Source organism: Vibrio sp. 10N.222.55.C6 (assembly GCF_041473395.1).
Lineage (GTDB): Bacteria > Pseudomonadota > Gammaproteobacteria > Enterobacterales > Vibrionaceae > Vibrio > Vibrio crassostreae_C.
This window is the reverse complement of record NZ_JBFRSD010000015.1, coordinates 14997-41354: the sequence shown is the minus strand read 5'-3', so window position 1 is coordinate 41354 and position 26358 is coordinate 14997. Positions and strand designations below refer to the sequence as shown.

31 protein-coding genes and 1 riboswitch are annotated in these 26358 nt (G+C 45.3%); of the genes, 14 read left to right on the top strand and 17 right to left on the bottom strand.

The window, feature by feature from the left end; genetic code table 11:
• Positions 1–155: 155 nt before the first annotated feature.
• The 5 genes from mpl (at position 156) to thiQ (ending at position 5794) form a co-directional block, all read left to right on the top strand.
• The gene (gene mpl, locus AB4486_RS12060) at positions 156–1514 is read left to right on the top strand and encodes a UDP-N-acetylmuramate:L-alanyl-gamma-D-glutamyl-meso-diaminopimelate ligase (protein WP_372117248.1); all 1359 of its coding nucleotides are present in this window, start codon (positions 156–158) and stop codon (positions 1512–1514) included.
• Between the two features lie 38 nt (positions 1515–1552).
• Positions 1553–2176, top strand: a complete 624-nt coding sequence (locus tag AB4486_RS12055) for a flavin prenyltransferase UbiX (RefSeq protein ID WP_016787846.1) — start codon at positions 1553–1555, stop codon at positions 2174–2176.
• 43 nt (positions 2177–2219) lie between these two features.
• A riboswitch (TPP riboswitch) is annotated at positions 2220–2339 on the top strand.
• A 53-nt stretch (positions 2340–2392) separates the two neighbouring features.
• Positions 2393–3385 (top strand): thiamine ABC transporter substrate binding subunit, encoded by a 993-nt coding sequence (thiB, locus tag AB4486_RS12050; protein WP_372117247.1) that lies wholly within the window; start codon positions 2393–2395, stop codon positions 3383–3385.
• Between the two features lie 91 nt (positions 3386–3476).
• A complete protein-coding gene (gene thiP / locus AB4486_RS12045; RefSeq protein ID WP_017058907.1) occupies positions 3477–5090 on the top strand; it encodes a thiamine/thiamine pyrophosphate ABC transporter permease ThiP in 1614 nt (537 codons plus the stop codon).
• Positions 5090–5794 carry a thiamine ABC transporter ATP-binding protein gene (gene thiQ, locus AB4486_RS12040; RefSeq protein WP_017058908.1) on the top strand — a complete coding sequence of 235 codons (705 nt, stop codon included), beginning with the start codon at positions 5090–5092 and terminating at the stop codon, positions 5792–5794. Before thiP ends, thiQ begins: the two co-directional genes overlap by 1 nt.
• Before the next feature lie 108 nt (positions 5795–5902).
• On the opposite strand, the gene yjgA is transcribed toward thiQ, so the two are convergent.
• Positions 5903–6427 (bottom strand): ribosome biogenesis factor YjgA, encoded by a 525-nt coding sequence (gene yjgA / locus AB4486_RS12035; protein ID WP_017058909.1) that lies wholly within the window; start codon positions 6425–6427, stop codon positions 5903–5905.
• 118 nt (positions 6428–6545) lie between these two features.
• Between yjgA and pmbA the strand changes: the two genes are divergently transcribed.
• The gene (gene pmbA, locus AB4486_RS12030; RefSeq protein WP_017058910.1) at positions 6546–7889 is read left to right on the top strand and encodes a metalloprotease PmbA; all 1344 of its coding nucleotides are present in this window, start codon (positions 6546–6548) and stop codon (positions 7887–7889) included.
• A gap of 96 nt (positions 7890–7985) precedes the next feature.
• Here the strand turns inward: pmbA and mgtE are convergent, their stop codons facing one another.
• From mgtE to AB4486_RS11970, 12 genes are all read right to left on the bottom strand, one after another.
• Positions 7986–9341 (bottom strand): magnesium transporter, encoded by a 1356-nt coding sequence (mgtE, locus tag AB4486_RS12025; RefSeq protein ID WP_017058911.1) that lies wholly within the window; start codon positions 9339–9341, stop codon positions 7986–7988.
• 148 nt (positions 9342–9489) lie between these two features.
• On the bottom strand, positions 9490–9765 hold the full coding sequence (locus tag AB4486_RS12020) for an HPr family phosphocarrier protein (protein WP_017066670.1): 276 nt from the start codon (positions 9763–9765) through the stop codon (positions 9490–9492).
• A gap of 2 nt (positions 9766–9767) precedes the next feature.
• The gene (gene rapZ, locus AB4486_RS12015; RefSeq protein ID WP_017063735.1) at positions 9768–10637 is read right to left on the bottom strand and encodes an RNase adapter RapZ; all 870 of its coding nucleotides are present in this window, start codon (positions 10635–10637) and stop codon (positions 9768–9770) included.
• Position 10638: 1 nt separating this feature from the next.
• The gene (gene ptsN / locus AB4486_RS12010; protein ID WP_004738707.1) at positions 10639–11100 is read right to left on the bottom strand and encodes a PTS IIA-like nitrogen regulatory protein PtsN; all 462 of its coding nucleotides are present in this window, start codon (positions 11098–11100) and stop codon (positions 10639–10641) included.
• A 1-nt stretch (position 11101) separates the two neighbouring features.
• Complete coding sequence (gene hpf / locus AB4486_RS12005; RefSeq protein WP_009847742.1) at positions 11102–11389, bottom strand: ribosome hibernation promoting factor; 288 nt, start codon at positions 11387–11389, stop codon at positions 11102–11104.
• A gap of 62 nt (positions 11390–11451) precedes the next feature.
• Positions 11452–12912, bottom strand: coding sequence for an RNA polymerase factor sigma-54 (locus tag AB4486_RS12000; protein WP_017058913.1), 1461 nt, complete (start codon positions 12910–12912; stop codon positions 11452–11454).
• Between the two features lie 54 nt (positions 12913–12966).
• On the bottom strand, positions 12967–13692 hold the full coding sequence (gene lptB, locus AB4486_RS11995) for an LPS export ABC transporter ATP-binding protein (protein ID WP_004735304.1): 726 nt from the start codon (positions 13690–13692) through the stop codon (positions 12967–12969).
• A 2-nt stretch (positions 13693–13694) separates the two neighbouring features.
• Complete coding sequence (gene lptA, locus AB4486_RS11990) at positions 13695–14189, bottom strand: lipopolysaccharide transport periplasmic protein LptA (protein WP_372117245.1); 495 nt, start codon at positions 14187–14189, stop codon at positions 13695–13697.
• The gene (gene lptC, locus AB4486_RS11985) at positions 14170–14733 is read right to left on the bottom strand and encodes an LPS export ABC transporter periplasmic protein LptC (protein ID WP_017058915.1); all 564 of its coding nucleotides are present in this window, start codon (positions 14731–14733) and stop codon (positions 14170–14172) included. Before lptC ends, lptA begins: the two co-directional genes overlap by 20 nt.
• A complete protein-coding gene (kdsC, locus tag AB4486_RS11980; protein ID WP_017058916.1) occupies positions 14730–15287 on the bottom strand; it encodes a 3-deoxy-manno-octulosonate-8-phosphatase KdsC in 558 nt (185 codons plus the stop codon). Before kdsC ends, lptC begins: the two co-directional genes overlap by 4 nt.
• Positions 15287–16258, bottom strand: a complete 972-nt coding sequence (kdsD, locus tag AB4486_RS11975; RefSeq protein WP_017058917.1) for an arabinose-5-phosphate isomerase KdsD — start codon at positions 16256–16258, stop codon at positions 15287–15289. Before kdsD ends, kdsC begins: the two co-directional genes overlap by 1 nt.
• Before the next feature lie 34 nt (positions 16259–16292).
• Positions 16293–17258 (bottom strand): calcium/sodium antiporter, encoded by a 966-nt coding sequence (locus AB4486_RS11970; protein WP_017063737.1) that lies wholly within the window; start codon positions 17256–17258, stop codon positions 16293–16295.
• Positions 17259–17522: 264 nt separating this feature from the next.
• Here AB4486_RS11970 and mlaF point away from each other — a divergent pair, with 264 nt between their 5' ends.
• The 8 genes from mlaF (at position 17523) to AB4486_RS11930 (ending at position 23002) form a co-directional block, all read left to right on the top strand.
• On the top strand, positions 17523–18317 hold the full coding sequence (gene mlaF / locus AB4486_RS11965) for a phospholipid ABC transporter ATP-binding protein MlaF (protein WP_017058919.1): 795 nt from the start codon (positions 17523–17525) through the stop codon (positions 18315–18317).
• Position 18318: 1 nt separating this feature from the next.
• Positions 18319–19098, top strand: a complete 780-nt coding sequence (gene mlaE / locus AB4486_RS11960; protein ID WP_017058920.1) for a lipid asymmetry maintenance ABC transporter permease subunit MlaE — start codon at positions 18319–18321, stop codon at positions 19096–19098.
• A 2-nt stretch (positions 19099–19100) separates the two neighbouring features.
• Complete coding sequence (mlaD, locus tag AB4486_RS11955; protein ID WP_017058921.1) at positions 19101–19592, top strand: outer membrane lipid asymmetry maintenance protein MlaD; 492 nt, start codon at positions 19101–19103, stop codon at positions 19590–19592.
• Positions 19593–19644: 52 nt separating this feature from the next.
• Entirely contained in the window at positions 19645–20274 is a 630-nt protein-coding gene (locus tag AB4486_RS11950) for a phospholipid-binding protein MlaC (RefSeq protein WP_120459707.1), read from the top strand.
• A complete protein-coding gene (locus AB4486_RS11945) occupies positions 20274–20582 on the top strand; it encodes a lipid asymmetry maintenance protein MlaB (RefSeq protein ID WP_017058923.1) in 309 nt (102 codons plus the stop codon). The genes AB4486_RS11950 and AB4486_RS11945 overlap by 1 nt, the downstream gene beginning before the upstream one ends.
• A 13-nt stretch (positions 20583–20595) precedes the next feature.
• Entirely contained in the window at positions 20596–20850 is a 255-nt protein-coding gene (gene ibaG, locus AB4486_RS11940) for a BolA family iron metabolism protein IbaG (RefSeq protein WP_017058924.1), read from the top strand.
• Positions 20851–20858: 8 nt separating this feature from the next.
• Positions 20859–22124, top strand: coding sequence for a UDP-N-acetylglucosamine 1-carboxyvinyltransferase (gene murA, locus AB4486_RS11935; RefSeq protein WP_017058925.1), 1266 nt, complete (start codon positions 20859–20861; stop codon positions 22122–22124).
• Between the two features lie 152 nt (positions 22125–22276).
• The gene (locus AB4486_RS11930; protein WP_017058926.1) at positions 22277–23002 is read left to right on the top strand and encodes a 1-acylglycerol-3-phosphate O-acyltransferase; all 726 of its coding nucleotides are present in this window, start codon (positions 22277–22279) and stop codon (positions 23000–23002) included.
• Positions 23003–23127: 125 nt separating this feature from the next.
• Here AB4486_RS11930 and AB4486_RS11925 read toward each other — a convergent pair whose 3' ends face one another.
• The 4 genes from AB4486_RS11925 to AB4486_RS11910 form a co-directional block, all read right to left on the bottom strand.
• Positions 23128–23517: a RidA family protein gene (locus AB4486_RS11925; protein WP_004735319.1), complete on the bottom strand. Its 390-nt coding sequence runs from the start codon at positions 23515–23517 to the stop codon at positions 23128–23130.
• 136 nt (positions 23518–23653) lie between these two features.
• Entirely contained in the window at positions 23654–24115 is a 462-nt protein-coding gene (gene pyrI, locus AB4486_RS11920) for an aspartate carbamoyltransferase regulatory subunit (RefSeq protein WP_017058927.1), read from the bottom strand.
• A 12-nt stretch (positions 24116–24127) separates the two neighbouring features.
• On the bottom strand, positions 24128–25057 hold the full coding sequence (pyrB, locus tag AB4486_RS11915) for an aspartate carbamoyltransferase (protein ID WP_012604860.1): 930 nt from the start codon (positions 25055–25057) through the stop codon (positions 24128–24130).
• A 287-nt stretch (positions 25058–25344) separates the two neighbouring features.
• Positions 25345–26349, bottom strand: coding sequence for an ornithine carbamoyltransferase (locus AB4486_RS11910; protein ID WP_017063738.1), 1005 nt, complete (start codon positions 26347–26349; stop codon positions 25345–25347).
• Positions 26350–26358: the final 9 nt, after the last annotated feature.

Here is a 26358-nt window from a genome sequence, read left to right as displayed (position 1 = left end):
TTAATGGTAATGAACTAAGCGACACAGATCTCACTTACTATGTCGACTCAATTTGTTTTGCATTGCCGCTCGCTTTTAATCGCCATTTAATGATAATGAGTGCAAGCCGTTTTAATTAGGCACTGTTTATTTAGCCAAGCGTTTGGAAGCAATTTATGCATATTCATATCTTAGGAATTTGTGGCACCTTCATGGGTGGTGCTGCGGTATTGGCTCGTCAATTAGGTCACAAGGTTACGGGTAGTGACGCGAATGTTTACCCACCAATGAGCACCTTGTTGGAATCACAAGGGATTGAAATTATTGAAGGGTTCGACCCTAGCCAATTAGAACCAAGGCCAGATCTCGTGGTTATCGGTAACGCAATGAGCCGCGGTAATCCGTGTGTTGAGTATGTGTTGGATAACAATCTTAGATACACCTCTGGTCCTCAGTGGTTGCAAGAGTTCTTACTGCATGACCGTTGGGTGTTAGCGGTATCGGGAACGCACGGTAAGACCACGACATCAAGCATGTTGGCTTGGATCTTGGAAGACTGTGGCTATGCACCGGGCTTCTTAGTTGGCGGAGTGTTGGGTAACTTTGGTATCTCTGCTCGCCTTGGTGAAAGCATGTTCTTCGTGGTAGAAGCCGACGAATACGACAGTGCTTTTTTCGATAAACGATCTAAGTTCGTTCATTACCACCCAAGAACCTTAGTGATGAATAACCTAGAGTTTGATCATGCGGACATCTTTGACGATATTGAAGCGATTAAGCGACAATTTCATCATTTGGTGCGTACTGTGCCAAGCAATGGTCGCATTTTCTCACCTAAGCAAGACAGCGCTATTGAAGATGTTCTAGCTCGCGGTTGCTGGAGTGAAACTGAATCGAGTGGCGAGCAAGGCGACTGGGATGCCAAGAAACTGGTCAAAGATGGCTCTCAATTTGAGGTTTACTTCCAAAATGAATGTGTTGGAACCGTAAATTGGGATTTAGTGGGCGACCACAACGTAAATAATGCTTTGATGGCGATTGCAGCTGCACGTCATGTGGGCGTGACACCTGACCTTGCTTGTGAATCACTAGCTACCTTTATTAATACTAAGCGCCGTTTGGAGTTTAAAGGCGAGGTGGCAGGTGTGTCTGTTTATGACGATTTTGCTCATCATCCAACGGCGATTGAACTTACGCTCGGGGGATTACGTAATAAGGTCGACACTAAGAAAATCATTGCCGTTTTAGAGCCTCGTTCTGCCACCATGAAACGTGGTGTGCACAAAGAAATACTGGCTGATTCGTTGAAGCAGGCGGATTCTACCTACTTATTCCAACCGGATAACATTGATTGGTCAGTTCAAGATGTTGCAGACGCTTGTCACCAACCGGCACACGTGAGTGATGACATGGATGCATTCGTTGCTAAAATTGTCTCAGAGGCACAAGCTGGCGACCAAATTTTGGTAATGAGTAATGGTGGCTTTGGTGGCATTCATCAAAAACTGTTGGATGGATTGGCACTCAAAGGCTAACGGCATCCACGACCTTATAATTTGAAGTAATTGAGAACATGACAAAACACGATAAAGCGATAACCCTTGCTTTCACTGGCGCATCTGGTGCGCCTTATGGCCTGCGTTTACTTGAATGCCTTTTGGCAGCCGATTATCAGGTCTACTTGCTGATTTCATCGGCAGCGCGAGTGGTATTGGCGACCGAGCATGAACTTAAGTTACCTGCTGGGCCAGATGCGGCGAAACAAGCTTTGGTTAAACATCTTGGCTGCGACCCTGAAAAGCTGGTGGTGTGTGGCAAAGATGATTGGTTCTCGCCGGTTGCCTCTGGTTCAGCAGCACCTAAACAGATGGTCGTTTGTCCATGTTCAGCGGGAAGCTTGGCTTCGATTGCTCATGGTCTATCAGATAACCTGATTGAGCGAGCAGCAGACGTAGTCATGAAAGAGCGAGGCCAATTGTTGTTGGTGGTTCGCGAGACGCCATTTTCGACGCTTCATCTCGAGAACATGCACAAACTTTCGACCATGGGCGTAACGATCATGCCTGCAGCTCCGGGTTTTTATCATCAACCCAAGTCAATTGAAGATCTGGTCGACTTTATGGTGGCGCGTATTCTAGATCACCTTGGTATCGAACAAGGTTTAGTGCCACGTTGGGGTTACGATCAACGTAATTGATCCAAACTTGATAGCTTATTGTTAAAAATCAAATTACAATTCTGAACACTCATCGGGGAGCGAACCATTCAAATAATGAATGCGAGCTGAGATCAAGCAGGTGCTTGGGACCCGTAAACCTGAACCAGATAATGCTGGCGTAGGAATTGAGTTAGGAACAACCTCTACCGTTCTCCTCCCTCAAACCTGTGCCGCTCAGACCATGGAGAGCGTCCAGTGAAATTCACATTAACTACCCTTGCTGTTACTACAGCTATTTCTTTTTCTGCCTTTGCTGCAGACAACACTTTGACTGTATACACCTATGACTCTTTTGCTGCGGATTGGGGCCCTCGTCCTGCCGTTGAAAAAGCATTCGAAGAGAAGTGTGGTTGTGATGTGAACTTTGTCGCGCTTGAAGATGGCGTGTCTATTCTTAACCGCTTGCGTCTCGAAGGCGGCAACAGCAAAGCTGACATCGTATTAGGCCTAGACAACAACCTGATGGCTGAAGCGAAAGCGACGGGCTTATTGGCTGAGCATAATGTTGATACGTCATCGGTAACGCTTCCTAATGGTTGGAACGACAGCACTTTTGTACCCTATGACTTTGGCTACTTTGCTTTTGTTTACAATAAAGAGAAACTGGAAAACCCGCCGAAGAGCTTGAAAGAACTGGTTGAGCAGCGTGATGATCTTAAGGTCATCTACCAAGATCCACGTACATCAACACCAGGCCAAGGCATGATGCTTTGGATGAAATCAGTATACGGTGATGAAGCGACAGCAGCATGGAAGAATCTTGCTCAGAAAACAGTGACTGTAACCAAAGGCTGGTCTGAAGCTTACTCTATGTTCCTAGAAGGCGAGTCGGATTTAGTGTTGTCTTATACAACGTCTCCGGCTTACCACATTATTGCTGAAAGCGATTCTAAGTATGCAGCAGCAAGCTTCGAAGAAGGGCATTACACTCAAGTGGAAGTGGCCGCTAAGGTTAAAGGCAGCAAGAACGAAAAGCTTGCTGATGAGTTTATGGCGTTTATCCTAAGTGATGAATTCCAATCGGCGATGCCAACAGGCAACTGGATGTACCCAGTGACCGATATTGAGCTTCCAAAAGGGTTCGAGCAACTTACGGTTCCTCAGCAAGCGTTAAGCTTTACGCCCGAAGAAATTGCAGCTAAGCGTAAGCCATGGATTCGTGAATGGCAGAGTGCACTTACTTTTTAATTTGCTTTTAAAAAATTAGCTTTCTAACTTTCTGTATTTAAAGGTTTGTTCGATGTTAACTGAGCGAACCATTTACGGTAAAAATCAATCTATGATAAAGAAAACACCTAAGGTTGGGATTTGGGTAGCGATACTCATTACCGCCTTCGTGGTTTCAGCAGTTGGGGCATTGCTTAGCAATGCCCCTTCTCTTGATATCAGCCAAGTATGGTCCGATCCCTACTATTGGCATGTAACGAAATTCAGTTTTTATCAGGCGACACTCTCAACGGTGCTGAGTGTTGGCTTTGCTATACCTATTGCTCATGCGCTGTGTCGTAGACAATTTTTTGGACGCGCTTTGTTGTTAAGGCTGTTCGCGTCGACCTTAGTCCTGCCAGTGTTAGTGGGTGTATTTGGCTTACTTGCGATCTATGGCAATAGTGGTTGGTTAGCTAAGTTTTTGGCGAACTTCGATATTGAATTGCCATTTTCCATATACGGATTGAATGGTATTTTGCTGGCGCACGTTTTCTTCAACTTGCCTTATGCCAGTCGCTTACTTCTGCAAGCGTTAGATACCGTGCCTGCCGAGCAACACAAGCTTTGTGCTCACTTGGGTATGAGTCATTGGAACAAATTCAGATGGGTTGAATGGCCTCGCTTAAGACAGCAATTACCACATGTGTGTGGCTTAGTCTTCATGTTGTGTTTTACCAGCTTTGCTACCGTGATGGCGCTAGGCGGTGGACCTAAATCAACCACTATCGAGCTCGCTATTTATCAGGCGATTAAATTCGACTTTGACCTTCAAGCTGGTGCCTTGCTCGCGATATGGCAAATGCTGCTGTGTGGTGTGCTAGCGGTGAGCATTCAACGCCTATCGAAGCCTATTTCAGTGACGGCCAGTCAGTTGTCTGAAGAGAAATATTTGGTTAAGGACAGCTGGTGGTCAAAAGCTTGGGATAGCTTTTGGATCATCATAGTCTCAATGCTGGTATTGCCGCCATTAGCTATGGTTATCGTCAGTGGAATTAACTCGCAGGCATTAACCGTACTCAGCAGCGAGCCGTTTTGGGCGGCGTTAATGACCTCGGTTAAAGTCGCGTCATTAGCAAGTGTTATCGCAGTTGGTATTGGTATCGCCATACTACTGACTAGCCGAGCATGGCGTTTACAGAACAAGAATTTTCGAGCCGATAAAATCGAGCTGATTGGCACTATTATCTTGGTGACTCCGGGGCTGGTGATCAGTACGGGTATCTTCTTATTACTGCGTTCATTCACCGATGTATTCAGTTTAGCTTTCTTTATCGTGATTGCCGTCAACAGCTTAATGGCGCTGCCTTACGTAATTAAAACCCTAGCTCAACCTATGCTGCATTTGTCTCAGCAGTACCAGTATGTGTGTGCAAGCTTGGGTATGACAGGTTTCACGCGTTTTAGGTTAGTGGAGTGGCGAGCATTGCGTAAGCCGATGGCGCAAGCCTTCTCGATTAGCTTTATGTTGGCGATGGGTGACTTAAGCGCGATTGCTTTGTTTGGTAGCCAAGATTTTAGAACTCTGCCTTTGTACCTATTCCAATTGTTAGGCAGCTATCAAATGGAAGCGGCGGCGGTAGTTTCTGTGAGCTTACTGTTACTGAGTGTCGGCAGTTTTAGCTTAATAGAATTCTTATTTACTCGAAGATCTAAGCTCGATGCTAAAGAATTAAGGAACCGATGATGTTAGTGATGAAAGATGTGGATTACCATTATCACAGAGAGTTGTTTAGCTTTGATTTTCAAGCTGAGCAGGGCGATATTGTTGCGCTTATGGGGCCGAGTGGTGCGGGTAAGTCTACACTGTTGGCGCTAGTTGCTGGTTTCATCGAGCCTACATCGGGTGAGATATCAGTGGCTGGGCAGTCGCTTATTGGTAAAGAAGCACATCAGCGTCCGTTGGCGATGTTGTTTCAAGAGCACAACCTGTTTGCCCATCTCACGGTACGTGAAAATATTGGTTTAGGTCTGCACCCGGGATTAAAGCTTACGGCAACCCAAAAGCTCAAAGTTGAGCAAGCAGCCGCACAAGTAGGTGTTGCAGAGTATTTGGATAGATTGCCTGAGCACTTATCCGGTGGTCAACGCCAGCGTGTCGCGTTAGCGCGTTGTTTTGTCCAACCTCATGATATTTGGCTGCTTGATGAACCTTTCTCTGCGCTTGACCCTTTGCTGCGTGAAGAGATGCTTAGCTTAGTGAAGCGATTAGCGGCAGAGCGAAATATTACGGTCTTGATGGTGACTCACCATTTAGGTGACGCACGCAGTATCGCGAATAAGTTTGTGTTTGTGGCGCTAGGTAAGGTGTTGGTTGAAGACTCGATAGAGGCACTGACGGCGGATCATCCACAGACAGAATTAAGCTCATTTGTTAAAGCGGGTGAGTGACGACTCATCACTCCTGTGAGTATTTATTGATATCGAGTGCGTCAAAAACAAAAAGACCTAGCATGTGCTAGGTCTTTTATTCACTCTATGAGTAAAGCGAGATAACGATTAGTCTTCTAGCTTTAGCTCTTTTAAGATTTGGAAGATCTCACGAGAAGACTTTGCAGGCTTGTTCGCTGATTTCTCTTTGTTAGCTTGGCGAGCTAGCTGACGAAGACGCTGACGGTCTGCTTCAGGGTACATTTCCATTACTTCTGAAATAGCCGCATCACCTTCAGCAACAACACGATCACGCAGTTGCTCAAGCTTATGTAGTTCAGCTGTTGCTTGTGAGTGCTTGTTACGTACTTTATCCAAAGCCGCTTGAATTGGCTCAGGATCGACATTACGCATTACTTTACCAATGTATTGAAGTTGACGACGCTTCGCTTCATTTTTAAAGCGTTGTGCATCTTTAATCGCTTGTGCCAAATCTTCAGACAGCGGAAATTTATCTAATACAGAAGGCTTTAGACCAACAAGCTCTTCTCCCAGCTTTTGCAGGGCATCCATGTCCGTTTTCATTTCTGTCTTACTTACCCAGATGATTTCTTCTTCTGGTTCCCATGGGGCTTTTTGGTTTTTGCGAGCCATCTTTTCTGCCTATGTCACTATCTCAAACGAATATATTGCCTATTTTAGCAAGAATCTTGGGGAGAAAGCGAAATTCTTGTTATCCTACGTAATATTGACCTAAAAAATTAGAATAGATATGGATGTAAAACAGCAAGTCGCCCAGCAAAGAGTTGAGCTAGAAGCCGCAGTAGCTAAAGCGTTGGATATGGCATCAGTGAGTGCAGACGCAGCTGAGGTCGCTATTACTAAGTCAACGGGTTTAAGTGTTTCAACACGTATGTGTGAAGTGGAAAACGTTGAATTTAATAGTGATGGTGCGCTAGGTATTACTGTTTATCGCGGCCAGAAAAAAGGCAGCGCATCTACATCTGATCTGAGTGAAAAGGCGATTGCTCAAACCGTCGCGGCCGCACTTGATATCGCTCAGTACACTTCTGAAGACCCATTTGCCGGTCCTGCGGCAAAAGAATACATGGTAAAAGAAATTCCCGATTTGGATCTTTTTCACCCTGATGAACCAAACCCTGACTATGCCGCTGAGATTGCGATTGCTGCTGAGAAGCAAGCGTTAGCTTATAGCGATAAGATCAAACAGAGTGATGGCGCAAGCTACGACAGCCACTATGGCGTTAAGGTTTATGGTAACAGCCATGGCTTACTAGCAAGCTATGCTTCTAGTCGTCATAGCACGAGCTGCTGTGTAATTGGACAAGGCGCTAACGGTGAGATGGAGCGTGACTACAGCTACACCGTTGCACGTCACCGTGACGAGCTGTGGACGCCTGAGCGTGTAGGTCAAGAAGCTGCAGAAAAGACCATTAGCCGCTTGGATGCGAAAAAGCTACCAACAGGCCAGTACCCAATTATGTTCGCTAATGATGTGGCAACTGGCTTGATTGGTCACCTTGTTATGGCGATCAGTGGCGGTAACCTTTACCGCAAGTCGTCATTCCTATTGGATCATCTCGGTCAGAAAATCCTACCTGACTGGTTTAACATTTCTGAGCGACCACATATCTTGCGTGGTTTGGCTTCAAGCCCATTCGATAGCGAAGGTGTGTTCACTCAAGATCGTGAAATCATCACTGACGGTGTGCTAGCAACTTACCTACTAACGAGCTATGCCGCACGTAAGATGGATATGACGCCAACCGGTCATGCTGGTGGTATTCATAACTGGTTCGTTAAATCGACCGGTCAAAACTTTGAGCAGATGCTAAAAGAGTTGGGTACTGGCTTCCTAGTCACTGAAGTGATGGGCCAAGGCGTAAACACCGTAACGGGTGATTATTCACGTGGCGCTGCAGGTTTCTGGGTTGAAAACGGAGAGATCCAATACCCAGTATCAGAAGTAACAATCGCAGGTAACCTAAAAGACATGTTTACTCAGATTGTTGCTGTGGGTAACGACGTAGAAACACGTTCGCAAATTCAAACGGGTTCTATCCTGCTTGAGTCGATGAAAGTCGCGGGTGAGTAATTCAATTAAAGCGAATCTGATGAATTAAAAAAGGGAGCCGTGGCTCCCTTTTTGTTTTCTGTATTTCGCCAAAAATTGGCTAACTGCTTATGCTAACTAGATCAGTATGGTCGCTAAGCCTAGGAACACCGATAGGCCAATAACATCGGTTACTGTGGTCAGTGCCATACCGCCAGCAAGGGCTGGATCGATATTCATCTTCTTCAACATCACTGGGATAGTTACACCAGCAATACCTGCGACAATCAAGTTGGTCATCATCGCCGCTGAGATGATGCCTCCCAGTATCCAGTTACCTTTCCAAGCTACAACGATACCACCAATGATAACGGCCCATAGAACGCCGTTTAGGAAGCCGATGGCTGCCTCTTTGAGTAGCAGTTCGCGTTTGTTACTGTCACCGATATGACCGAGTGCCAAACCACGAATCACCAGAGCAACGGTTTGGTTACCCGCAACACCCCCCATCGAAGGCACGATAGTCATCAGAACCGCAATCGCTGCCATTTGATCGAGCGTTGCTTCAAACATGTTTGATACAGATGCTGCCGCCAGTGCTGCGAGTACGTTAGCACCAAGCCACACACTACGACGACGAGCCGATTTGACGACCGGTGCGAAGGTATCTTCGTCATCGTCCATACCCGCCATACTCATCATTGAGTGTTCGGCATCTTCACGGATAACATCAACCACGTCATCGATGGTGATACGACCAACAAGGTGCTGGTTACTATCGATGACAGGCGCAGAAACCCAGTTACGACGTTCAAACAGGCTCGCGATATCTGACGCACTGGTTTCTACCGCGATCGCTTCGTCGGCATCATCCATCACTTCTGAAACAGGGACATCAGGTTGAGTCGTTACTAGCGTGGTAAGTGATAGGTTACCGATAAGACGTTCTTCTTCATCAATAACATACAGAGCATCAGTTGCATCTGGCAGTTCGCCACGCATACGCATGTAGCGCAATACAACGTCGACATCGACATCACCACGAATCGTGATTACGTCGGTATTCATGATCGCACCCGCTGAATCTTCAGGGTACGACAGGGCGGTTTCAACTAACGCACGATCGACGGAGTCCATTTGAGAAAGGACTTCGCGAGAAACATCGTCGGGTAGGCTTCGAAGTACGTACGCGACGTCATCGGTTTCCATACCTTCGGTTGCTTCTGCCAAGGTCTCAGGTGCCATTTTCGACACAAGAGCATCTTTGACGTCTTCGTTTAGTTCATCAAGAATTTCACCGTAGTCTTCAGGATCGGTGAGTTGCCAGAGTACGTCACGACTTTTGCGAGGGGAGGCTTCTAAAAGGTGTGCAATATCTTCAGGCTCCATGTCCTGAAGTTGTCGGCGTACGTGAACAAATCGGCCGTTTTCTAGGGCTTCGCTGACTTCTTGGAGGGTTTGGTGAGCTTGGTCGAATTCTAATTGCTCTGCCATATTTTCCTCCTATCTCATTATTCTAACAATGGTTGGAATAGTAACTTAATTCTGGGGCTTATTTAAATCATAAACTTAGATAGAACTAAGATTTAATATTGGTTGGTTCGTTGTTTGAGTCTTAAGCGTTGTGAGTGAAGCGTTTTCGCTACTCACCCTCATCAAACTTGTCTTCAATGAGATGACAGACGGCATCCAGTGCTTGCTGTGAATCGGTACCTGCAGCTTGAATCGTAATATGTTGCCCTTGCGCTGATTCCAGCATAAGTAACCCCATTACGCTGTCTGCTGTTGCTGTTTTATCTTCTTCGCTATGGATAGTGATGGTTGCATCAAAGCTTTGTGCAAGCTCAACCAACTTTACGGCTGCTCTAGCGTGAAGACCCAAGCGATTTTGGATCAGTACAGTTCGAGTTAATTCCATGGTTAGCCCTGTTGGTGCTTCTCTAGGGAGGCGTGTCTGATTTGAACTTGATGGCCAAGTTGCTCAAAGTACTCACCAATTTTCTGGGTTAGATAAACCGAGCGGTGTTTGCCGCCAGTACAGCCAATCGCGACCGTTAGGTAACTGCGATTGTTCTTCTCTAACATTGGTAACCACTGTTCAACAAAGCCTTGGATCTGTTGCTTGAGTTCCAGAACTTCTGAGTGTTCTTCTAGAAAGGAGTGAATTGGTGCATCTAGCCCGGTTAGTGGTCGTAGTGCAGGTTCCCAGTGAGGGTTCGGCAAAAAGCGAACATCAAACACGTAGTCGGCATCACTTGGCAAGCCATACTTAAAACCGAAAGATTGAAAGACGATGATCAGCTCTTGCTTCTCTTTGCCTTCAACTTTAAATCGAACCTTTTCACTCAATTCGTAGAGGTTGCAGTCACTGCTGTCGATCACAATGCTGGCGTGCTCTGCGAGAGGTGTCAGAAGTGTCTTCTCTAAATCAATCGCTTGCTCAAGAGAGAGCTTTTCTTGGCCAATTGATAAAGGGTGGATTCTGCGGGTTTCGCTGTAGCGCTTAAGGAGTGTCTGCTTGCTGGCATCGAGGAACAATACATCAACATCGATGTTTGTAGCTGACTCGAGTTGCTCGAGCGTGTCGGTGACTAACTGAGGCTCTTTCGGTAGGTTACGTATATCAATACTTACCGCAACGTTTTGGTTGCTTTCGCGTACCGATTCGACAAAGTTGTTGAGCAGGTTTACTGGTAGATTATCGACACAGTAATACCCCAAGTCTTCTAGGACTCGTAACGCAACACTTTTACCGGCCCCTGATTGGCCACTAACCACGATTAATCGCATGTTATTGCTCGCAAGTTGGCACTTGAATCATGATGTCGTAAAGCTCTTGATCGCTCTGAGCATTACGCAGCTGTTTAAGAGTCTGCTTGTCGTTTAGTCGTTCTGCCATACAAGAAAGGGTTTTTAGATGCTCTTTGCATTGTTCGCTAGGAACAAGCAGGGCAAATAGTAGGTCGACAGGACGATTATCAATCGCATCAAATTCGATAGGATCTTGGCATTGCAGTAATACAGCTATCGCTTTATCACTGACATTCATACGAGCATGGGGAATCGCGATACCATTACCAATACCGGTACTGCCCATCTTCTCACGGCTCAACATACACTCAAATAGCTCTGTTGAATCTTGACCGCAGCTCTCAGCTGCTATCTGGCTGATGAGCTCAAGGGCTCTTTTTTTGCTTGTGCATTGGACTGCACTTTTGGTGCAGTCCAATGAAAGTACTTCGCTTAATTGCATGTTAGTGACTACTTAGCTTTTCTTTGTGCTTGTTGAGTTGGCGGACGAGTTTATCAACCAATGAATCAATCGCGGCATACATGCTTTCATCTGTTGCTGTCGCATGGATTTCCCCCTGATTTATATGCAGGGTAGCTTCTGCGATTTGATTGATTTTCTCAACTTTTAAAACAACCTGAACGCTATTGATATGATCAAAGAAGCGCTCAAGTTTGTCGAATTTGGTGTGAACATAGTCTTGCATTGAATCGGTAAGATCAACGTGATGGCCTTGAATATTGATTTGCATAGACTTTCCTTTTCAGTTGGTTGCCTGATCATAGTTGCTAAGTAACTAGCGACTAAATGAGCTTATAGCAGGCGTTTACGCTGACTCGATGGGGCAATGCCCAGAGACTCACGGTATTTCGCTATGGTACGTCTAGCTACCTGAATTCCTTGGTCAGCCAGTAAAGCAGCAATCTTACTATCACTTAGAGGCTTCGCGGTATTTTCCGCTGCGACAAGCTTCTTGATGAGTGCGCGAATTGCTGTAGATGAACATTCACCGCCATTGTCAGTGCTGACATGGCTTGAGAAAAAGTATTTGAGCTCGAAGATGCCACGTGGCGTATGCATGAATTTTTGAGTCGTCACACGAGAGATCGTGGATTCGTGCATATCAACAGCTAACGCAACATCATTAAGAACCATTGGCTTCATCGCTTCTTCGCCATGTTCGAAGAAATCACGCTGATGTTCAACAATACATCGCGCAACTTTGAGTAGCGTCTCATTTCGGCTCTCTAGGCTTTTAATTAACCACTTTGCTTCTTGCAAATTTGAGCGGATGTATTGATTGTCGGCGCTGTTGCCTTTACTGCCCAGATCAGCGTACTGCTGATTCACTTTCAACTTAGGCACGCTATCAGGGTTAATGGTCACTAACCATTTGCCAAGGTCTTTGAAGACAGATACATCTGGAACCACATACTCAGTTTCATCCGGAGTAATCTTACTGCCAGGACGAGGGTCCAGCTGTTGAATCAGTTGCAAAACTTCACGTAGTTCTGCTTCTTTCAACTTGGTCTCTTTGATAACCAGTTTGTAATCGCGATTGCCGAGTTGGTCGATATGGCTAGTAAGTACTAACTTAGCTTCGTTAAGCCAAGGCGTATCTTGGGGAAAGGTTGCCAGTTGCAGTAACAAGCAATCTTGCAGGTTGACTGAACCGACACCTAGCGGATCAAACTGCTGAATTCGTTTACGTACCGCTTCAATTTCATCAAGCTCGATCTCTTCATTGTCGAAGTTTTCAAGGATGTCTTCACAAGTTACAGTGAGGTAGCCGTAGTCGTCGATGGCATCGATTAATGCAAAAGCGATGCTTCGGTCGGTGTCAGTGAATGGCGTTAAGTCGAGTTGCCAAAGTAGGTAATCGTGCAGGCTTTGAGTGGTTTCGCCTTGATAAACCGGCATGTCGTCATCAATCGCAATACCCGTGTTACCGGTGTTCGCGCTGTAGACGTCTTCCCAAGTTGTGTCGATTTCTAGTTCGTTGCCAATCTCTGATTTTTCGATTAAGTCTGAGCTATCAGGTAAGTCTTGCTCTGTGGCTTCAACAGTTTCTTTTTCGTCACTGCTAGGTTTTTCTTCCGATGTTGGCGTATCTTCATTGCCTTCTTCGACATCGAGTAGTGGGTTAGATTCAAGTGCTTCTTGAATCTCTTGCTGCAAATCTAAAGTAGACAATTGCAACAAACGAATCGCTTGCTGCAATTGAGGAGTCATTGCTAACTGTTGGCCTAGCTTAAGTTGTAATGAGGGTTTCATTCAGTGTGACTTACCTAGTTATTATTCTTAGAACTCTCGATACTCTCTATATAATCATAGACGGAATTGTTCGCCTAGATAAACTTGTTTAACTTGTTCGTTATTGAGAACATCTTCAGGAGTACCCTCAGCGATCAGGTGTCCTTGGCTTACGATGTAAGCTTTTTCACACACGTCTAATGTTTCACGAACGTTGTGGTCGGTAATCAAAACGCCCAAGCCGCGATCACGCAGGTGAACAATGATTTTTTTGATATCGATTACTGAGATCGGGTCAACACCGGCGAATGGTTCATCCAATAGAATGAACTGCGGGTTTGCTGCTAGTGCACGAGCAATCTCTACACGACGACGCTCACCACCCGACAGAGCCATACCATTGCTGGTGCGGATATGTTGGATGTGGAACTCTTCTAGCAGGTCTTCCAGCTTATCTTGGCGTTGTTCGTTGGTCATTTCATCACGGGTTTGTAAAACCGCCATGATGTTGTTCTCTACGGACAACTTACGGAAAATCGATGCTTCTTGAGGCAGGTAACCGATACCAAGACGAGAGCGGCTGTGCATTGGTAAGATACTGATGTCACGGTCGTCAATGCTGATAGTTCCTTCATCACGCGCAACCAGGCCAACTATCATATAGAAAGAGGTCGTTTTCCCCGCACCGTTAGGGCCAAGCAGACCAACGATCTGGCCTGACTCTACCTGCAAGCTTACATCGGTAACAACTTTGCGCTTGCTGTAGGTTTTCGCTAGGTTTTTTGCTTTAAGAACAGCCATCGTTACTTATTCACTTCCGTTGGTTGTAAAACCGTTGACACTCGTTTGTTTTCATCACTGTCAGCGACTAATTTTTGAGAGCCGATCTGGTAGGTGATCTTAGAGCCACGAATGATGCTGCCATCTTGAGATAGCATTGCATTCTTAGTCATGATCAATTTGTCGGCAACAAGCTGGTAATGTAAGTCATCAGCTTCACCGTAGAGTGTCTTCCCGTCGTCAGTCAGTTGAGAGAAGGTCGCTGGCTTACCGAAGCCTTGAATTTCTTCAATCTCACCGTTTACGGCGTTGCGGGTAACAATAACCTTATCGGCATTGATATTGATGCTGCCTTGTTTAAGGTTCACATCACCAAGGAAAGTCACTTGGTTACTTTTCATATCCAATTGCTGGCTGTCTGAGTCAATGTAGACAGGTTGCTCACTATCCGAAGACAGAGCATAGACATTAGGTGCCGCAAGGGTCAAAGCGAATAAACTAAGGTGTAAGAGTTTCATATCTACCTTGAACAGAATTAAAGAGGATTGCATTGTTGGTACCGAAGTTACCTTTCATTGCTTGTCCCTCAGTTTCAAAAAATGTACCGATCATATGGACCGGAGTCTCTGAATAAAAATCTCGGCTAGGCAGCTCAACAACCATTTTATCTGTGGTCATTGTATCGAAGCTGGCTTCTGGCAACAGGTTCTTTGCCACGACGTTGTCATAAAACGTGACAACTTGATTCTCATCCATAATCGCGCGATCAGCGGTGACTTGCCATTCAATCGTGTGCCCTTCACGGAATACCGAAAGAACTGGGTTTTGAAAGTGCGTATCGCCAACTACTGAGTAGTGTTCTAAATACGTCGATTCAACCTGATAGCTGCGAATACCGCTTTCGTCGTAGCTAATGTTGTTCAGGCTTTTGCCACTAAACGCGGGCAGCTCCAAATTTGGAGCCACTTGTATCGTTGATGTTTGCTCTTTGTCGTACAAGTAATAGGTCGACCAAGAGGCAATAAATATGAGTATTAAATAGATAATACGAGTAAAACTCATATGCTTAAACCTTTATGCACGTCGAGTTCATTTCTTGCTTGTAAAATAAGGTCACAGACTTCACGTACCGCGCCATGACCACCGTTAATGGTTGTCACGTAGTTTGCACGCTTTGCAAGTAGCGGGTGCCCATCTGCCACACAGACCTTCAAGCCAACTTTTTCCATTACAGGCCAGTCAATCAGATCGTCTCCGATGTAACCTGTATTTTCAGGGTTTACAGAAAGCTTATCGCAAATATCTTGGTATGCCTTAACTTTATCGTCTTGACCTTGATAAATCAGCTTAATGCCTAGAGCGGTCATACGATTCTCAACAATTTGAGATTTGCGACCCGTGATGATCGCGATTTCAATGCCTGCGTTCATCAGTGATTTGATACCGTAACCGTCACGAGTGTGGAAGGTTTTCAGCTCTTCACCGTTGTTGCCCATGTAGATGCGACCATCAGAGAAGACACCATCGACATCGCAAATCAGCAGTTTGATCTCTTTTGCAATTGCAAATACATCTGAATTAACAGTGCCGTATAGAGTTTCGACTGTCTGTGTCATTACATTACTCCTGCTTTCAGTAAGTCATGCATGTTTAACGCTCCGACTAATTTACCTTCTTGGCATAACATCAGGCCATTGATGCTCTTCGCTTGCATCAAGTTTAAGCCCTCAACCGCGAGCATGTTTGGCTCGGCTACCGTCGGGTTTAGCGTCATCACATCACCGATCTGCGTGTTATGGATATCAACGCGTTTGTCTAAGATACGGCGTAAATCACCATCGGTAAAAATACCGGCCATTTGGCCATCTTCACCAACGATTGCTGTCATGCCTAAGCCTTTCTGAGATATCTCTAGTAGAGCGTCTCTTACTAGTGCGTCGGGTGCTACAACAGGAAGTGAATCGCCTGTGTGCATGATGTCGTCGAGCTTCAACAGCAGCTGACGACCTAAAGCGCCACCAGGATGAGACAGGGCAAAGTCTTGAGCGGTGAAGCCTCGAGCCTGCAAAAGTGCAACGGCTAATGCATCACCCATTACTAAGGTAGCTGTTGTGCTGGTTGTTGGTGCTAAGCCCAGCGGACAAGCTTCTTCCGGTACTGAAATTTGTAAATGGATATCAGACAGGGTTGCCATGTTTGATGCTGGCTTGCCTGTCATGCTGATGATCTTGATGCTCAGACGCTTTAACACAGGAAATAGGCTGAGGATTTCTCCCGATTCGCCGGAGTTGGATATTGCAATCACAATATCACCAGGTTCGATCATGCCTAAGTCGCCATGCGCCGCTTCGCCTGGGTGAACAAAGAAAGCCGATGTCCCGGTACTTGCCAATGTTGCTGCGATTTTGTTGCCAATGTGGCCTGATTTACCCATGCCCATCACAACGACTTTGCCTTTGTTGTTCAGGATAAGGTCGCAAGCTTTACAAAAATCATCATTAAAATATTGGTCTAATTGAGTGAGACCTGCAACTTCGGTTTCCAAAACTTGTTTTGCAACGCTGCGGTAATCAAATGGCTGAGACATCAAATACTCCAAGTACGGGAAGTTAAATCAACAATTAAGCCGACATGTTCATTAATAGGTAACTTTGGTAGGCCACGAACGTCACAATTAACACGCCGCCTTCAATACGATTCACACTACGAGATTTTCCTAGTGCCATCACAACAAGTAGTAGCGATACGCCTAGCATTACCCAGAAGTCACGACCCATAGCGAACTCGCTCAAGATCGAAGGGTTTAGGATGCCCGGGATACCCATAACAGCAAGGATGTTGAATACGTTTGAACCAATGATATTACCTACAGCCATATCATCTTCACCCTTCATAACGCCGGCTAGTGATGCTGCAAGTTCAGGAAGGCTAGTACCAACAGCAATGATGGTTAAACCAATGACAAGGTCGCTCATGCCGAAGAACTTCGCGATGATCACAGCGTTATCTACCAGCATATCAGCAGCTAAAGGTAGGACGATTAGACCAATCACGACCCACATTGCAGCCTTAGGGTTACTTACGCCTTCAGGGATCTCTGATTCTTGCTCATCAAGGAAAGCATCGCCGTTCTTTTTCTCGCTGCGGCTGATTTGCAACATAGCAAACAAAAACGCGGCAAAAAGAACAAACAACAACACGCCTTCATAGAAGCCTAAATGGTTATCCCACAATAGGGCGCCCGCTAGCAGAGTGACACCGATCATTAATGGTAGTTCACGACGAATCACGCCTGAGCTAATCGATAACGGCTTGATAAGGGCTGTAATACCTAAAATCAGCGCGATGTTGGCGATGTTAGAGCCCAGTACGTTGCCTACAGCTGTATCTGTTTTGCCATCAAGGGCTGCTGTCGCAGAAACCATCATTTCAGGAGCCGAAGACCCCATTGCTAAGATCGTCATACCGATAACTAGTGGTGAAATACCGAAGTTGCGAGCAAGAGCAGCGGCACCGTAAACCAGCTTATCTGCACTCCACACCAAAAAACCTAGACCGATAATAAGAAACGCAATCGCTTCAAGCATGATGATTCCTAAAAAATTAATAAAAACGGAGAATTAACCGCTAATTTTGACCTGTTGCTAGATAAAAGGGAAGTCACTCGGCAAATTAATTACCAGTTAGCAGGCAAGAAAGAGAGATCAATAGATAATTTCCTAATGCTTTCAAATCCCTGCATAGATTCCTGTTTAATATGAATTAATTGAACAGTGCTTTTAATTCTAAAGTAGACTCATTATTATTGCAGCCATAATTGGCGTTTTTTAAAGCAAGGAAACAACAAAAATATGTTGAACACTGAGCTTGTGAAAGTTAAGAACCTCAGCTTCTCACGCGGTGACCGCGTTATCTTTGATGACATCAGTTTAGAGGTGCCTCAAGGCAAGATAACCGCCATCATGGGGCCGTCTGGGATCGGCAAAACGACTTTACTGCGTTTGATCGGTGGGCAACTGCCGCCAGATGAAGGCGAAGTTTGGTTTGATGGTGACAATATCCCTGCATTATCACGCCGAAAGCTGTATCAAGCACGTAAGAAAATGAGCATGCTATTCCAATCGGGTGCGCTTTTTACGGATCTCAATGTCTTTGATAATGTGGCGTTTCCGCTGCGAGAGCACACTGAACTTAATGAAAAATTCATTCGTACCATCGTATTACTTAAGCTTGAAGCGGTAGGATTACGTGGTGCTGCGCAATTGATGCCGAGTGAGTTGTCTGGCGGAATGGCTAGGCGTGCCGCACTGGCGCGCGCAATCGCACTGGATCCAGAACTTATCATGTACGATGAGCCGTTTGTTGGCCAAGATCCCATCACCATGGGCGTATTGGTTGAATTGATACGAAATCTCAATCAAGCCTTGGGCTTAACCTCGATTGTTGTTTCTCACGATGTGCCAGAGGTGATGAGTATTGCTGATTGGGTTTACCTCATGGCAGATAGCAAGATTATTGCCGCTGGAACACCTGATGAGTTGTACAACAATAGCGATCCGAGAGTGCAGCAATTTTTGCAAGGCGAAGCCGATGGTCCAGTACCATTTAGATTCCCTGCGAAGAGCTTAGAAAAGGATTTGTTTTAATATGATTGTTAAAACTATTGCGGGTGTCGGTAAGCGTACACTTGCGAGCTGTGAGTCATTTGGTCGAGCAAGCCTGATGTTATTTGGGGCTTTGTTTGGCATCCCGCGACTAAAAAACTTCCCCTTATTAGTAAAACAACTTTATAGCGTTGGCGTTCAGTCATTGGCTATTATTTTAGTTTCGGGTCTGTTTATCGGCATGGTGCTCAGCCTGCAGGGCTATGTCGTGTTAATTGACTACGGCGCTGAGGGAAACCTTGGTCAAATGGTCGCGCTTTCACTGTTACGTGAGTTGGGGCCTGTGGTGACTGCGTTATTATTTGCAGGTCGAGCCGGTTCAGCACTCACGGCAGAGATTGGGTTAATGAAGGCAACAGAGCAGATCTCAAGCCTTGAGATGATGGCCGTTGACCCTCTTAAACGCATTATTGCACCACGTCTTTGGGCCGGGCTTATCTCAATGCCATTGCTTGCTATGATTTTTATGGCGGTAGGTATTTGGGGCGGTCAACTGGTTGGTGTTGATTGGAAAGGCATTGATCACGGCAGTTTCTGGTCTGCGATGCAGTCTTCAGTAGAACTTGGCCGAGATATTGGTAACAGCATGATCAAATGTATGGTCTTCGCTATCACCGTAACTTGGATCGCACTTTTCAATGGTTATGACGCAGTACCGACTTCAGAAGGTATCAGTCAGGCAACCACACGCACTGTAGTGCACTCTTCTCTAGCGGTACTAGGGCTAGATTTTGTTCTTACCGCATTGATGTTTGGGAATTAATCATGCAACAAACTCGAAAATTAGAATTATGGGTCGGCACCTTTGTTATTGCCGGAATTTGCGCAATCTTAATCATGATCTTTCAAGTCGCTGACGTAAAAGGCATAGGTTCGAACCATACTTACAATCTAAAAGCGACCTTTGACAACATTGGCAGCCTAAAAGTTCGTTCTCCAGTGAAAGTGGGTGGCGTCGTTGTTGGACGAGTTAAAAGCATTGAGCTTGATACCGAGAGCTACCTTCCTGTCGTTGAACTGTCTATTGACGGGAAGTACTCACAATTTCCAGATACCTCTAGTGCTCAAATTTTAACATCTGGCTTAATTGGTGAGCAGTACATTAGTCTGGTTCCAGGCTTCATTTTTGATGATGAAGAGATGTTGGTCGATGGTGATTCAATTGAAGACACTAAGTCAGCATTGGTACTAGAAGATTTGATTGGCCAAGTGCTGTATAGCGTTGGTGGTTCTAATGACAGCGAAGCTAAGGAATAAGATAATGTTGAAAACTATTAGTTATTTAAAAGCTATTGGTTACTTGAAATCAATGTTTATGGCGGCAATGGCGTTGCTTATTTCTACCCAAGCCTTTGCTGCAGAATCGATTGACCGTACTCAGCCTTACCAGATGATGACTCAAGTTGCCGAAGTGGCATTTGAGCGTTTGAAGAGTGAACAAGACAACATCCACCAAGATCCAGAGTTATTGAAGGTCATCGTGGAAGAAGAGTTGATGCCTTATGTGAATGCACAATATGCAGCTCTTAAGTTACTTGGACCAAACTTGAAAGGCGCGGATAGAAAAGACGTGGGCGTGTTTATCGATTCATTCCGTAAATACCTTGTTTCTTCTTATGCCCAAGTGCTGACTCAATACACAGATCAGACGATTGAATTTGGTCCAGAACCAAAAATCAAAGCGGATAGCCGCATTACCAGTATCAAGGTCGACATCATCGATACGCCGCGACCAAACATTAAGCTTGAATTTAAGCTTCGCAAAGACAAGAAATCTGGCGAGTGGAAAGCATTTGATATGGTTGCCGAAGGTATTAGCTTGTTGTCGAGCAAGCAATCGGAGTGGAATACTAAGATTCGTCAAGAAGGCATCTTACAAGTTGCAGACGAACTAGAGAAATTAGCCGCACAACCGATTCGTTTTGAGAGTAACAAATAATGAGCCATTCTCAATGGCAAGCACTAAGCTCTAAAGAGTATCAACTGTTCGGTGATTTAGACCGAGACAGTGTCCCTGCAATCTGGCGTATATTGGAAAAGTGGCAAACGACGGAATCGAGCGTTGAAATTGACCTTAGCCATATAAATCGAGTCGATTCAGCAGGAATGGTGATGCTAATTCACTTATTAGAGCATGCAAAAAATCAAAACTGTCATATAATGCTCAGTTTCGTGCCAGAACAATTACGAACGTTGTTCCAATTGAGCAATATCCAGCCAATGATGGCAGAACACATAAAAAATTAGGCAGGAGCTATTTGTGGACAGCACAAAAGTACAAGAATTATTAGCAGAAGCACTGAACCTTCAGGAAATTTTCGTGAAAGGGGAAGGCAGTCATTACGAAGTTGTTGCGGTTGATCCATGTTTTGACGGCATGAATCGAGTTAAGAAGCAGCAACTAATCTACGGCCCACTAATGGAATACATTCAACGCAATGACATCCATGCTCTTTCTATTAAGGCTTTCACGCCGGAAGAGTGGGAACGTGATAAGAAACTGATGTCACTTTAAGGTTTATGATGGAAAAGTTTCGAGTTATTGGATCGGATAAGCCGCTAAGCGGTGAAGTGACGATCTCAGGCGCAAAAAATGCAGCGCTACCTATCTTATTTGCTTCAATTCTTGCTGAAGAGCCAGTGGAAGTAAGTAACGTTCCTCACCTACGTGACATCGATACTACGATGGAACTGCTTAAGCGTTTAGGCGCAAAAGTATCGCGTAATGGTAGTGTTCATGTTGATGGCAGCGAAATTAATGAATTTTGTGCGCCTTACGATTTAGTGAAAACAATGCGTGCTTCTATCTGGGCTTTAGGTCCTCTAGTCGCTCGTTTTGGTGAAGGCCAAGTGTCACTTCCAGGCGGTTGTGCAATTGGTGCTCGACCTGTTGATCTGCATATCCACGGCCTAGAGCAACTAGGTGCGACCATTAAGTTGGAAGATGGCTATGTGAAAGCAAGTGTTGATGGCCGTCTGAAAGGCGCGCACATCGTGATGGATAAAGTAAGTGTGGGTGCCACCATTACTATCATGTGTGCAGCAACGCTAGCGGAAGGAACAACAGTACTCGATAACTCAGCGCGTGAGCCTGAGATTGTTGATACGGCTGACTTCCTAAACAAACTGGGTGCTAAAATTTCTGGCGCAGGTACAGATACGATTACTATCGAAGGCGTTGAACGTCTTGGTGGTGGCCAACACTCTGTGGTTGCTGACCGTATTGAAACAGGTACTTTCCTGGTTGCTGCTGCTGTTTCTGGCGGTAAAGTGGTTTGTCGCAACACCAACGCTCATCTTCTTGAAGCTGCCTTAGCGAAGCTTGAAGAAGCGGGTGCGAAGGTTGAAACGGGCGAAGACTGGATCAGTCTTGATATGACGGGTCGTGAACTGAAAGCGGTGAAAATCGTAACGGCACCTCACCCTGGTTTCCCAACCGACATGCAAGCACAGTTTACTCTGCTTAACATGATGGCGAAGGGCAGTGGTGTTATCACTGAGACTATCTTTGAAAACCGTTTTATGCACATTCCTGAGTTACAGCGAATGGGTGCAAAAGCGGAAATCGAAGGAAACACGGCTATCTGTGGTGAAACGGAAAAACTGAGCGGCGCTCAAGTAATGGCAACGGACCTTCGCGCATCTGCGAGCCTTGTTATTGCTGGCTGTATTGCTCAAGGTGAAACCATCGTTGACCGTATTTATCACATCGATCGTGGCTACGATAAGATTGAAGATAAATTGTCAGCCTTAGGCGCAAACATTACACGATTTAGTGAGTCGAACTAACCTAGGTTAGTGGATTCATGAATCAGTAAGATGAAAACATAAAAGTCGGAACCTTGGTTTCGGCTTTTTTATAGTTGTATTTACCGCGAGTAAATCTATTGCTCATTTTTGCGCGAATAGATGAATCAACTTGGCGGTCGGTGAGGAACAAAATGATAGCAATATTACGTATTTTCGCAGTGGCGATATTTGCGATTCTTATGTTTGTATTTGGTTGTGGTTACTGCCTATTAAGTCCACGCAACCCGAAACACGTATTTACCTTTGGCCGTTATTTCGGTCGCATGTCGAAGATCTTCGGCATGAAGTTAGAGCTTCGCATCCCAGAAGATGCCTACTCTCGCGGCCAACATGTTTATGTGGCGAACCACCAAAACAGCTGGGATCTATTCACGATTTCATCAGCGGTAACGCCAAAAGTGGTAACTGTTGGTAAGAAAAGCCTAGTGTGGATGCCTCTATTTGGTCAGCTTTACTGGTTGACGGGTAACATCCTAATTGACCGTGCTAACCGTAGCAAAGCGGTAGGTACGATTGATCAGGTCGTGACGAGTCTAAAAGAGAGCGATGTTTCAGTTTGGATGTTCCCTGAAGGCACTCGTTCTCGTGGCCGTGGTCTGCTGCCATTCAAAACAGGTGCATTCCATGCTGCGATTGGTGCTGGCTTGCCTATCATCCCTATCGTGTGTAGCTCAACCGGTGGCGTGAAGCTAAACCGTTGGAACAATGGTCACGTGATTGTTGAAATGCTGCCACCAATCAGCACTGAAGGCTACGACAAGTCTAATGTTCGTGAACTGGCTAACCTAGCTCGTGAGCAGATGGCTGCGAAACTTGAAGAGTTAGACAAAGAAGTGGTTGAGCTTAATAAAAAGTAATTATCTAAGCGAAACGATGAACAATAAAAAAGGTTGCCAACTGGGCAACCTTTTTTTGTATCTAATAAACACCCAGTATTACGCTAAGTCGTTTATTAGAAGGTGTTTAATCTAAAGATTAAAACCTATTTGCGAACCGCAATAGCTTCGATCTCGATACCTACATCTTTTGGCAGACGAGCTACTTCAACACATGAACGTGCAGGGTAGTTTGCAACGCCGTGCTCATCGAAGAATTTACCGTAAACTTCGTTTACTGTGCCGAAGTCGTTTAGGTCTTTAACGAATACCGTTAGTTTTACGATGTCTTTTACAGTCAGGCCTGAAGCTTCAACAACCGCTTGAACGTTGTCTAGAGATTGGCGAGCTTGCTCTGCGATATCAGCAGATACTTCACCAGTTGCTGGATTTACTGGGATTTGACCAGAAGTCAGTACCATGTTGCCAAGGTCAACGCCTTGTACGTATGGGCCGATTGCAGCTGGAGCAGATTCTGTGTGAAGTACTTTAGTCATTGGTTTATTCCATCAGTTATTAGATAAAAATCAATTTTCAGTGTGCCTTCAAACTTTGGATAGGTAAAGCGCAAAATACCCCGCACAGGCGAGGTATTTGATAGTTTTTACATTCGGTCTGCTTTGCCGTATGACGTTATCTTTCTGTTACGATCTCGCGAGAGAAGACTTTTTCGCAATACTTACACTTCAATCGAATATCTTCTTTCTTTTCAAAGATCTTAAAGCTACTTTCAACCGGTTCATTGTGAGTAATACAGTTGGTGTTTGGACACTCGAACACATCGTTGATTTGCTCAGGAAGTTCTAGTGGTAGTTTCTTAACCACTTCGTAATCTTCGATTTGATTCACTGTTGCGTGAGGCGCATAAAGTGCCAGCTTGCTCGCCTGTTCTTCTGTGATAAACACATTCTCAATCTTGAGCAGGTCTTTTCCGCCTAGTGCAGAAGACGGTAGATTCAGGCCAATCGTCACGCGCTGATGAGAATTGTGCATGTCGAACAGTTTTAGAACCTTGATCCCGATATTGGCTGGGATATGGTCGATAACAGTACCGTTTCTGATTGCTTCAACTTTTAATTGAGTCTCTTTAGACATTATATCTCTCCTCTACAGCGTTTCGTTAAGAACAAGGGCTAGCAATGCTTCACGGGCGTAAACACCATTCTCTGCTTGCTGGAAGTAGTAAGCGTAAGGTGTTTTATCGACATCGACAGTAATTTCATCAACGCGAGGAAGAGGGTGCAGAACCTTCAGGTTATCGCGTGCATTTTCCAGCATCGAAGCGGTCAGGATGTATGCGGATTTTATGTGCGCGTATTCTGACTCATCGAAGCGCTCTTTTTGAACTCGAGTCATGTACAAGACATCGAGCTCAGGAATCACATCTTCCATGTCCGTCAATAGTTGGTACTTGATGCCCGCTTCATCAAGCTCTTCGCAAATGTAGTCTGGCATCGCTAGAGCTTCTGGAGCCACGAAGTAGAAACAGATGTTGTCGAACTTCGCTAGTGCTTGAGTCAATGAGTGAACCGTACGGCCGTACTTAAGGTCACCAACGAATGCAACGTTTAGGTTGTCGAGGCGGCCTTGTGTCTCAGCGATAGAGAATAGGTCTAGTAACGTTTGTGTTGGGTGTTGGTTTGCGCCGTCACCTGCGTTAATAACAGGTACACCGTTTGAGAACTCAGAAGCCAGACGCGCTGCGCCTTCTTGAGGGTGACGCATCACGTAAGCGTCAACGTATGAAGAGATAACCTGTACCGAGTCCGCTAGCGTTTCGCCTTTCTTTGCCAAAGAAGTGTTACCACCACTGTCGAAACCAATCACATCACCACCGATGCGTTGAATCGCAGTTTCAAAAGAGAGACGAGTTCGCGTAGAAGGTTCGAAGAAGCAGCTGGCAACAACTTTGTTCTTGATGAGTTCTGGGTTTGGCTCAGCCTTTAGCTGACCTGCCGTTTGAACAATTAATTCTAGCTCTTCACGAGAAAGCTCTGGAATTGAGATGATGTGCTTTTGATAGAGCGAATTCGCCATGATCTTCTTCCCCACAATAATGTATTGGCCATAAAAAAGCCCCCCATAATGGGAGGCTTTAAAAAAGTGCTGAAAAGCAGAATAGACGGCCTGGTAAGCATCTTAGCTTACGAGCAATATTTGGTGTTTTCACAATATTACTATGTGTTTTCACAATATCATTATGTTTTATCACAACATTGCTTGGCGTCATTTTCACTACTCTCAGACAAATTGCCGAGAATTATACGCTTTCAATTTGTGAGCGCAAGCGATTACATCAAGCTTTTGTTTACTTTCATTATTGTCTATTGACCAAGCGTCGCGACCATCACCGCCTTGATGGTGTGCATGCGATTTTCAGCTTCATCAAATACAATCGAGTAGTCAGATTCAAACACTTCGTCAGTCACTTCCAAGCCGTTCATTCCATACTTGTCAGAGACTTGCTGACCAATCACAGTTTCATTGTTGTGGAAAGCGGGTAGGCAGTGCATGAACTTCACTTGAGGGTTACCAGTTAGCTTAATGACATCCATATTCACTTGGTATGGTTTCATTACCGCCACACGTTCGTCCCAAGCTTCAGGGGCTTCGCCCATCGAAACCCAAACATCGGTGTATAGGTAATCACAACCTTTCACGCCTTCAGCAACGTCTTCAGTTAACGTGATTTTTGCGCCAGTGTTTTGCGCAATGGTTTGGCACTCTTCAACAAGCTGCTCTTCTGGCCAAAAGGCTTTTGGCGCGACAAGGCGAATATCCATGCCCATCTTCGCGGCTCCGACTAACAGAGAGTTACCCATGTTATTGCGTGCATCGCCTAGATAAGCAAAGCTGATTTGGTGTAGATGCTTCCCGCGGCCATGCTCAAGCATAGTGAGGAAATCAGCCAAGATCTGAGTAGGGTGGAACTCATCGGTTAAGCCATTCCAAACCGGCACGCCCGCATAAGCGCCTAAGTCTTCAACGATACTTTGGCCAAAGCCACGATATTCAATGCCATCGTACATGCGTCCCAATACACGCGCCGTATCTTTCATTGATTCTTTTTGACCAATCTGAGAACCAGAAGGGCCAAGGTAAGAGACTTGAGCACCTTGATCAAAGGCGGCCACTTCAAACGCACATCGTGTTCGAGTTGATGCTTTCTCGAAGATCAAAGCAATGTTTTTGCCGTTGAGTTTCTTCTGCTCAGTGCCTGCATACTTAGCTTTTTTTAGGTCAGCAGACAGGTCGAGTAAAAACTGAATCTCTTTAGGAGTAAAGTCGAGAAGTTTTAGAAAGTTACGATTGCGAAGATTAAAGGCCATCTCTCGCTC

What these genes read in the sequence shown, in the direction of transcription:
- mpl (WP_372117248.1), top strand. Translation starts at nt 156, where the DNA reads ATGCATATTCATATCTTAGGAATTTGTGGCACCTTCATGGGTGGTGCT.
- AB4486_RS12055 (WP_016787846.1), top strand. Translation starts at nt 1,553, where the DNA reads ATGACAAAACACGATAAAGCGATAACCCTTGCTTTCACTGGCGCATCT.
- thiP (WP_017058907.1), top strand. Translation starts at nt 3,477, where the DNA reads ATGATAAAGAAAACACCTAAGGTTGGGATTTGGGTAGCGATACTCATT.
- thiQ (WP_017058908.1), top strand. Translation starts at nt 5,090, where the DNA reads ATGTTAGTGATGAAAGATGTGGATTACCATTATCACAGAGAGTTGTTT.
- yjgA (WP_017058909.1), bottom strand. Translation starts at nt 6,427, where the DNA reads ATGGCTCGCAAAAACCAAAAAGCCCCATGGGAACCAGAAGAAGAAATC.
- pmbA (WP_017058910.1), top strand. Translation starts at nt 6,546, where the DNA reads ATGGATGTAAAACAGCAAGTCGCCCAGCAAAGAGTTGAGCTAGAAGCC.
- mgtE (WP_017058911.1), bottom strand. Translation starts at nt 9,341, where the DNA reads ATGGCAGAGCAATTAGAATTCGACCAAGCTCACCAAACCCTCCAAGAA.
- AB4486_RS12020 (WP_017066670.1), bottom strand. Translation starts at nt 9,765, where the DNA reads ATGGAATTAACTCGAACTGTACTGATCCAAAATCGCTTGGGTCTTCAC.
- rapZ (WP_017063735.1), bottom strand. Translation starts at nt 10,637, where the DNA reads ATGCGATTAATCGTGGTTAGTGGCCAATCAGGGGCCGGTAAAAGTGTT.
- ptsN (WP_004738707.1), bottom strand. Translation starts at nt 11,100, where the DNA reads ATGCAATTAAGCGAAGTACTTTCATTGGACTGCACCAAAAGTGCAGTC.
- hpf (WP_009847742.1), bottom strand. Translation starts at nt 11,389, where the DNA reads ATGCAAATCAATATTCAAGGCCATCACGTTGATCTTACCGATTCAATG.
- AB4486_RS12000 (WP_017058913.1), bottom strand. Translation starts at nt 12,912, where the DNA reads ATGAAACCCTCATTACAACTTAAGCTAGGCCAACAGTTAGCAATGACT.
- lptB (WP_004735304.1), bottom strand. Translation starts at nt 13,692, where the DNA reads ATGGCTGTTCTTAAAGCAAAAAACCTAGCGAAAACCTACAGCAAGCGC.
- lptA (WP_372117245.1), bottom strand. Translation starts at nt 14,189, where the DNA reads ATGAAACTCTTACACCTTAGTTTATTCGCTTTGACCCTTGCGGCACCT.
- lptC (WP_017058915.1), bottom strand. Translation starts at nt 14,733, where the DNA reads ATGAGTTTTACTCGTATTATCTATTTAATACTCATATTTATTGCCTCT.
- kdsC (WP_017058916.1), bottom strand. Translation starts at nt 15,287, where the DNA reads ATGACACAGACAGTCGAAACTCTATACGGCACTGTTAATTCAGATGTA.
- kdsD (WP_017058917.1), bottom strand. Translation starts at nt 16,258, where the DNA reads ATGTCTCAGCCATTTGATTACCGCAGCGTTGCAAAACAAGTTTTGGAA.
- AB4486_RS11970 (WP_017063737.1), bottom strand. Translation starts at nt 17,258, where the DNA reads ATGCTTGAAGCGATTGCGTTTCTTATTATCGGTCTAGGTTTTTTGGTG.
- mlaF (WP_017058919.1), top strand. Translation starts at nt 17,523, where the DNA reads ATGTTGAACACTGAGCTTGTGAAAGTTAAGAACCTCAGCTTCTCACGC.
- mlaE (WP_017058920.1), top strand. Translation starts at nt 18,319, where the DNA reads ATGATTGTTAAAACTATTGCGGGTGTCGGTAAGCGTACACTTGCGAGC.
- mlaD (WP_017058921.1), top strand. Translation starts at nt 19,101, where the DNA reads ATGCAACAAACTCGAAAATTAGAATTATGGGTCGGCACCTTTGTTATT.
- AB4486_RS11950 (WP_120459707.1), top strand. Translation starts at nt 19,645, where the DNA reads ATGTTTATGGCGGCAATGGCGTTGCTTATTTCTACCCAAGCCTTTGCT.
- AB4486_RS11945 (WP_017058923.1), top strand. Translation starts at nt 20,274, where the DNA reads ATGAGCCATTCTCAATGGCAAGCACTAAGCTCTAAAGAGTATCAACTG.
- murA (WP_017058925.1), top strand. Translation starts at nt 20,859, where the DNA reads ATGGAAAAGTTTCGAGTTATTGGATCGGATAAGCCGCTAAGCGGTGAA.
- AB4486_RS11930 (WP_017058926.1), top strand. Translation starts at nt 22,277, where the DNA reads ATGATAGCAATATTACGTATTTTCGCAGTGGCGATATTTGCGATTCTT.
- AB4486_RS11925 (WP_004735319.1), bottom strand. Translation starts at nt 23,517, where the DNA reads ATGACTAAAGTACTTCACACAGAATCTGCTCCAGCTGCAATCGGCCCA.
- pyrI (WP_017058927.1), bottom strand. Translation starts at nt 24,115, where the DNA reads ATGTCTAAAGAGACTCAATTAAAAGTTGAAGCAATCAGAAACGGTACT.
- pyrB (WP_012604860.1), bottom strand. Translation starts at nt 25,057, where the DNA reads ATGGCGAATTCGCTCTATCAAAAGCACATCATCTCAATTCCAGAGCTT.
- AB4486_RS11910 (WP_017063738.1), bottom strand. Translation starts at nt 26,349, where the DNA reads ATGGCCTTTAATCTTCGCAATCGTAACTTTCTAAAACTTCTCGACTTT.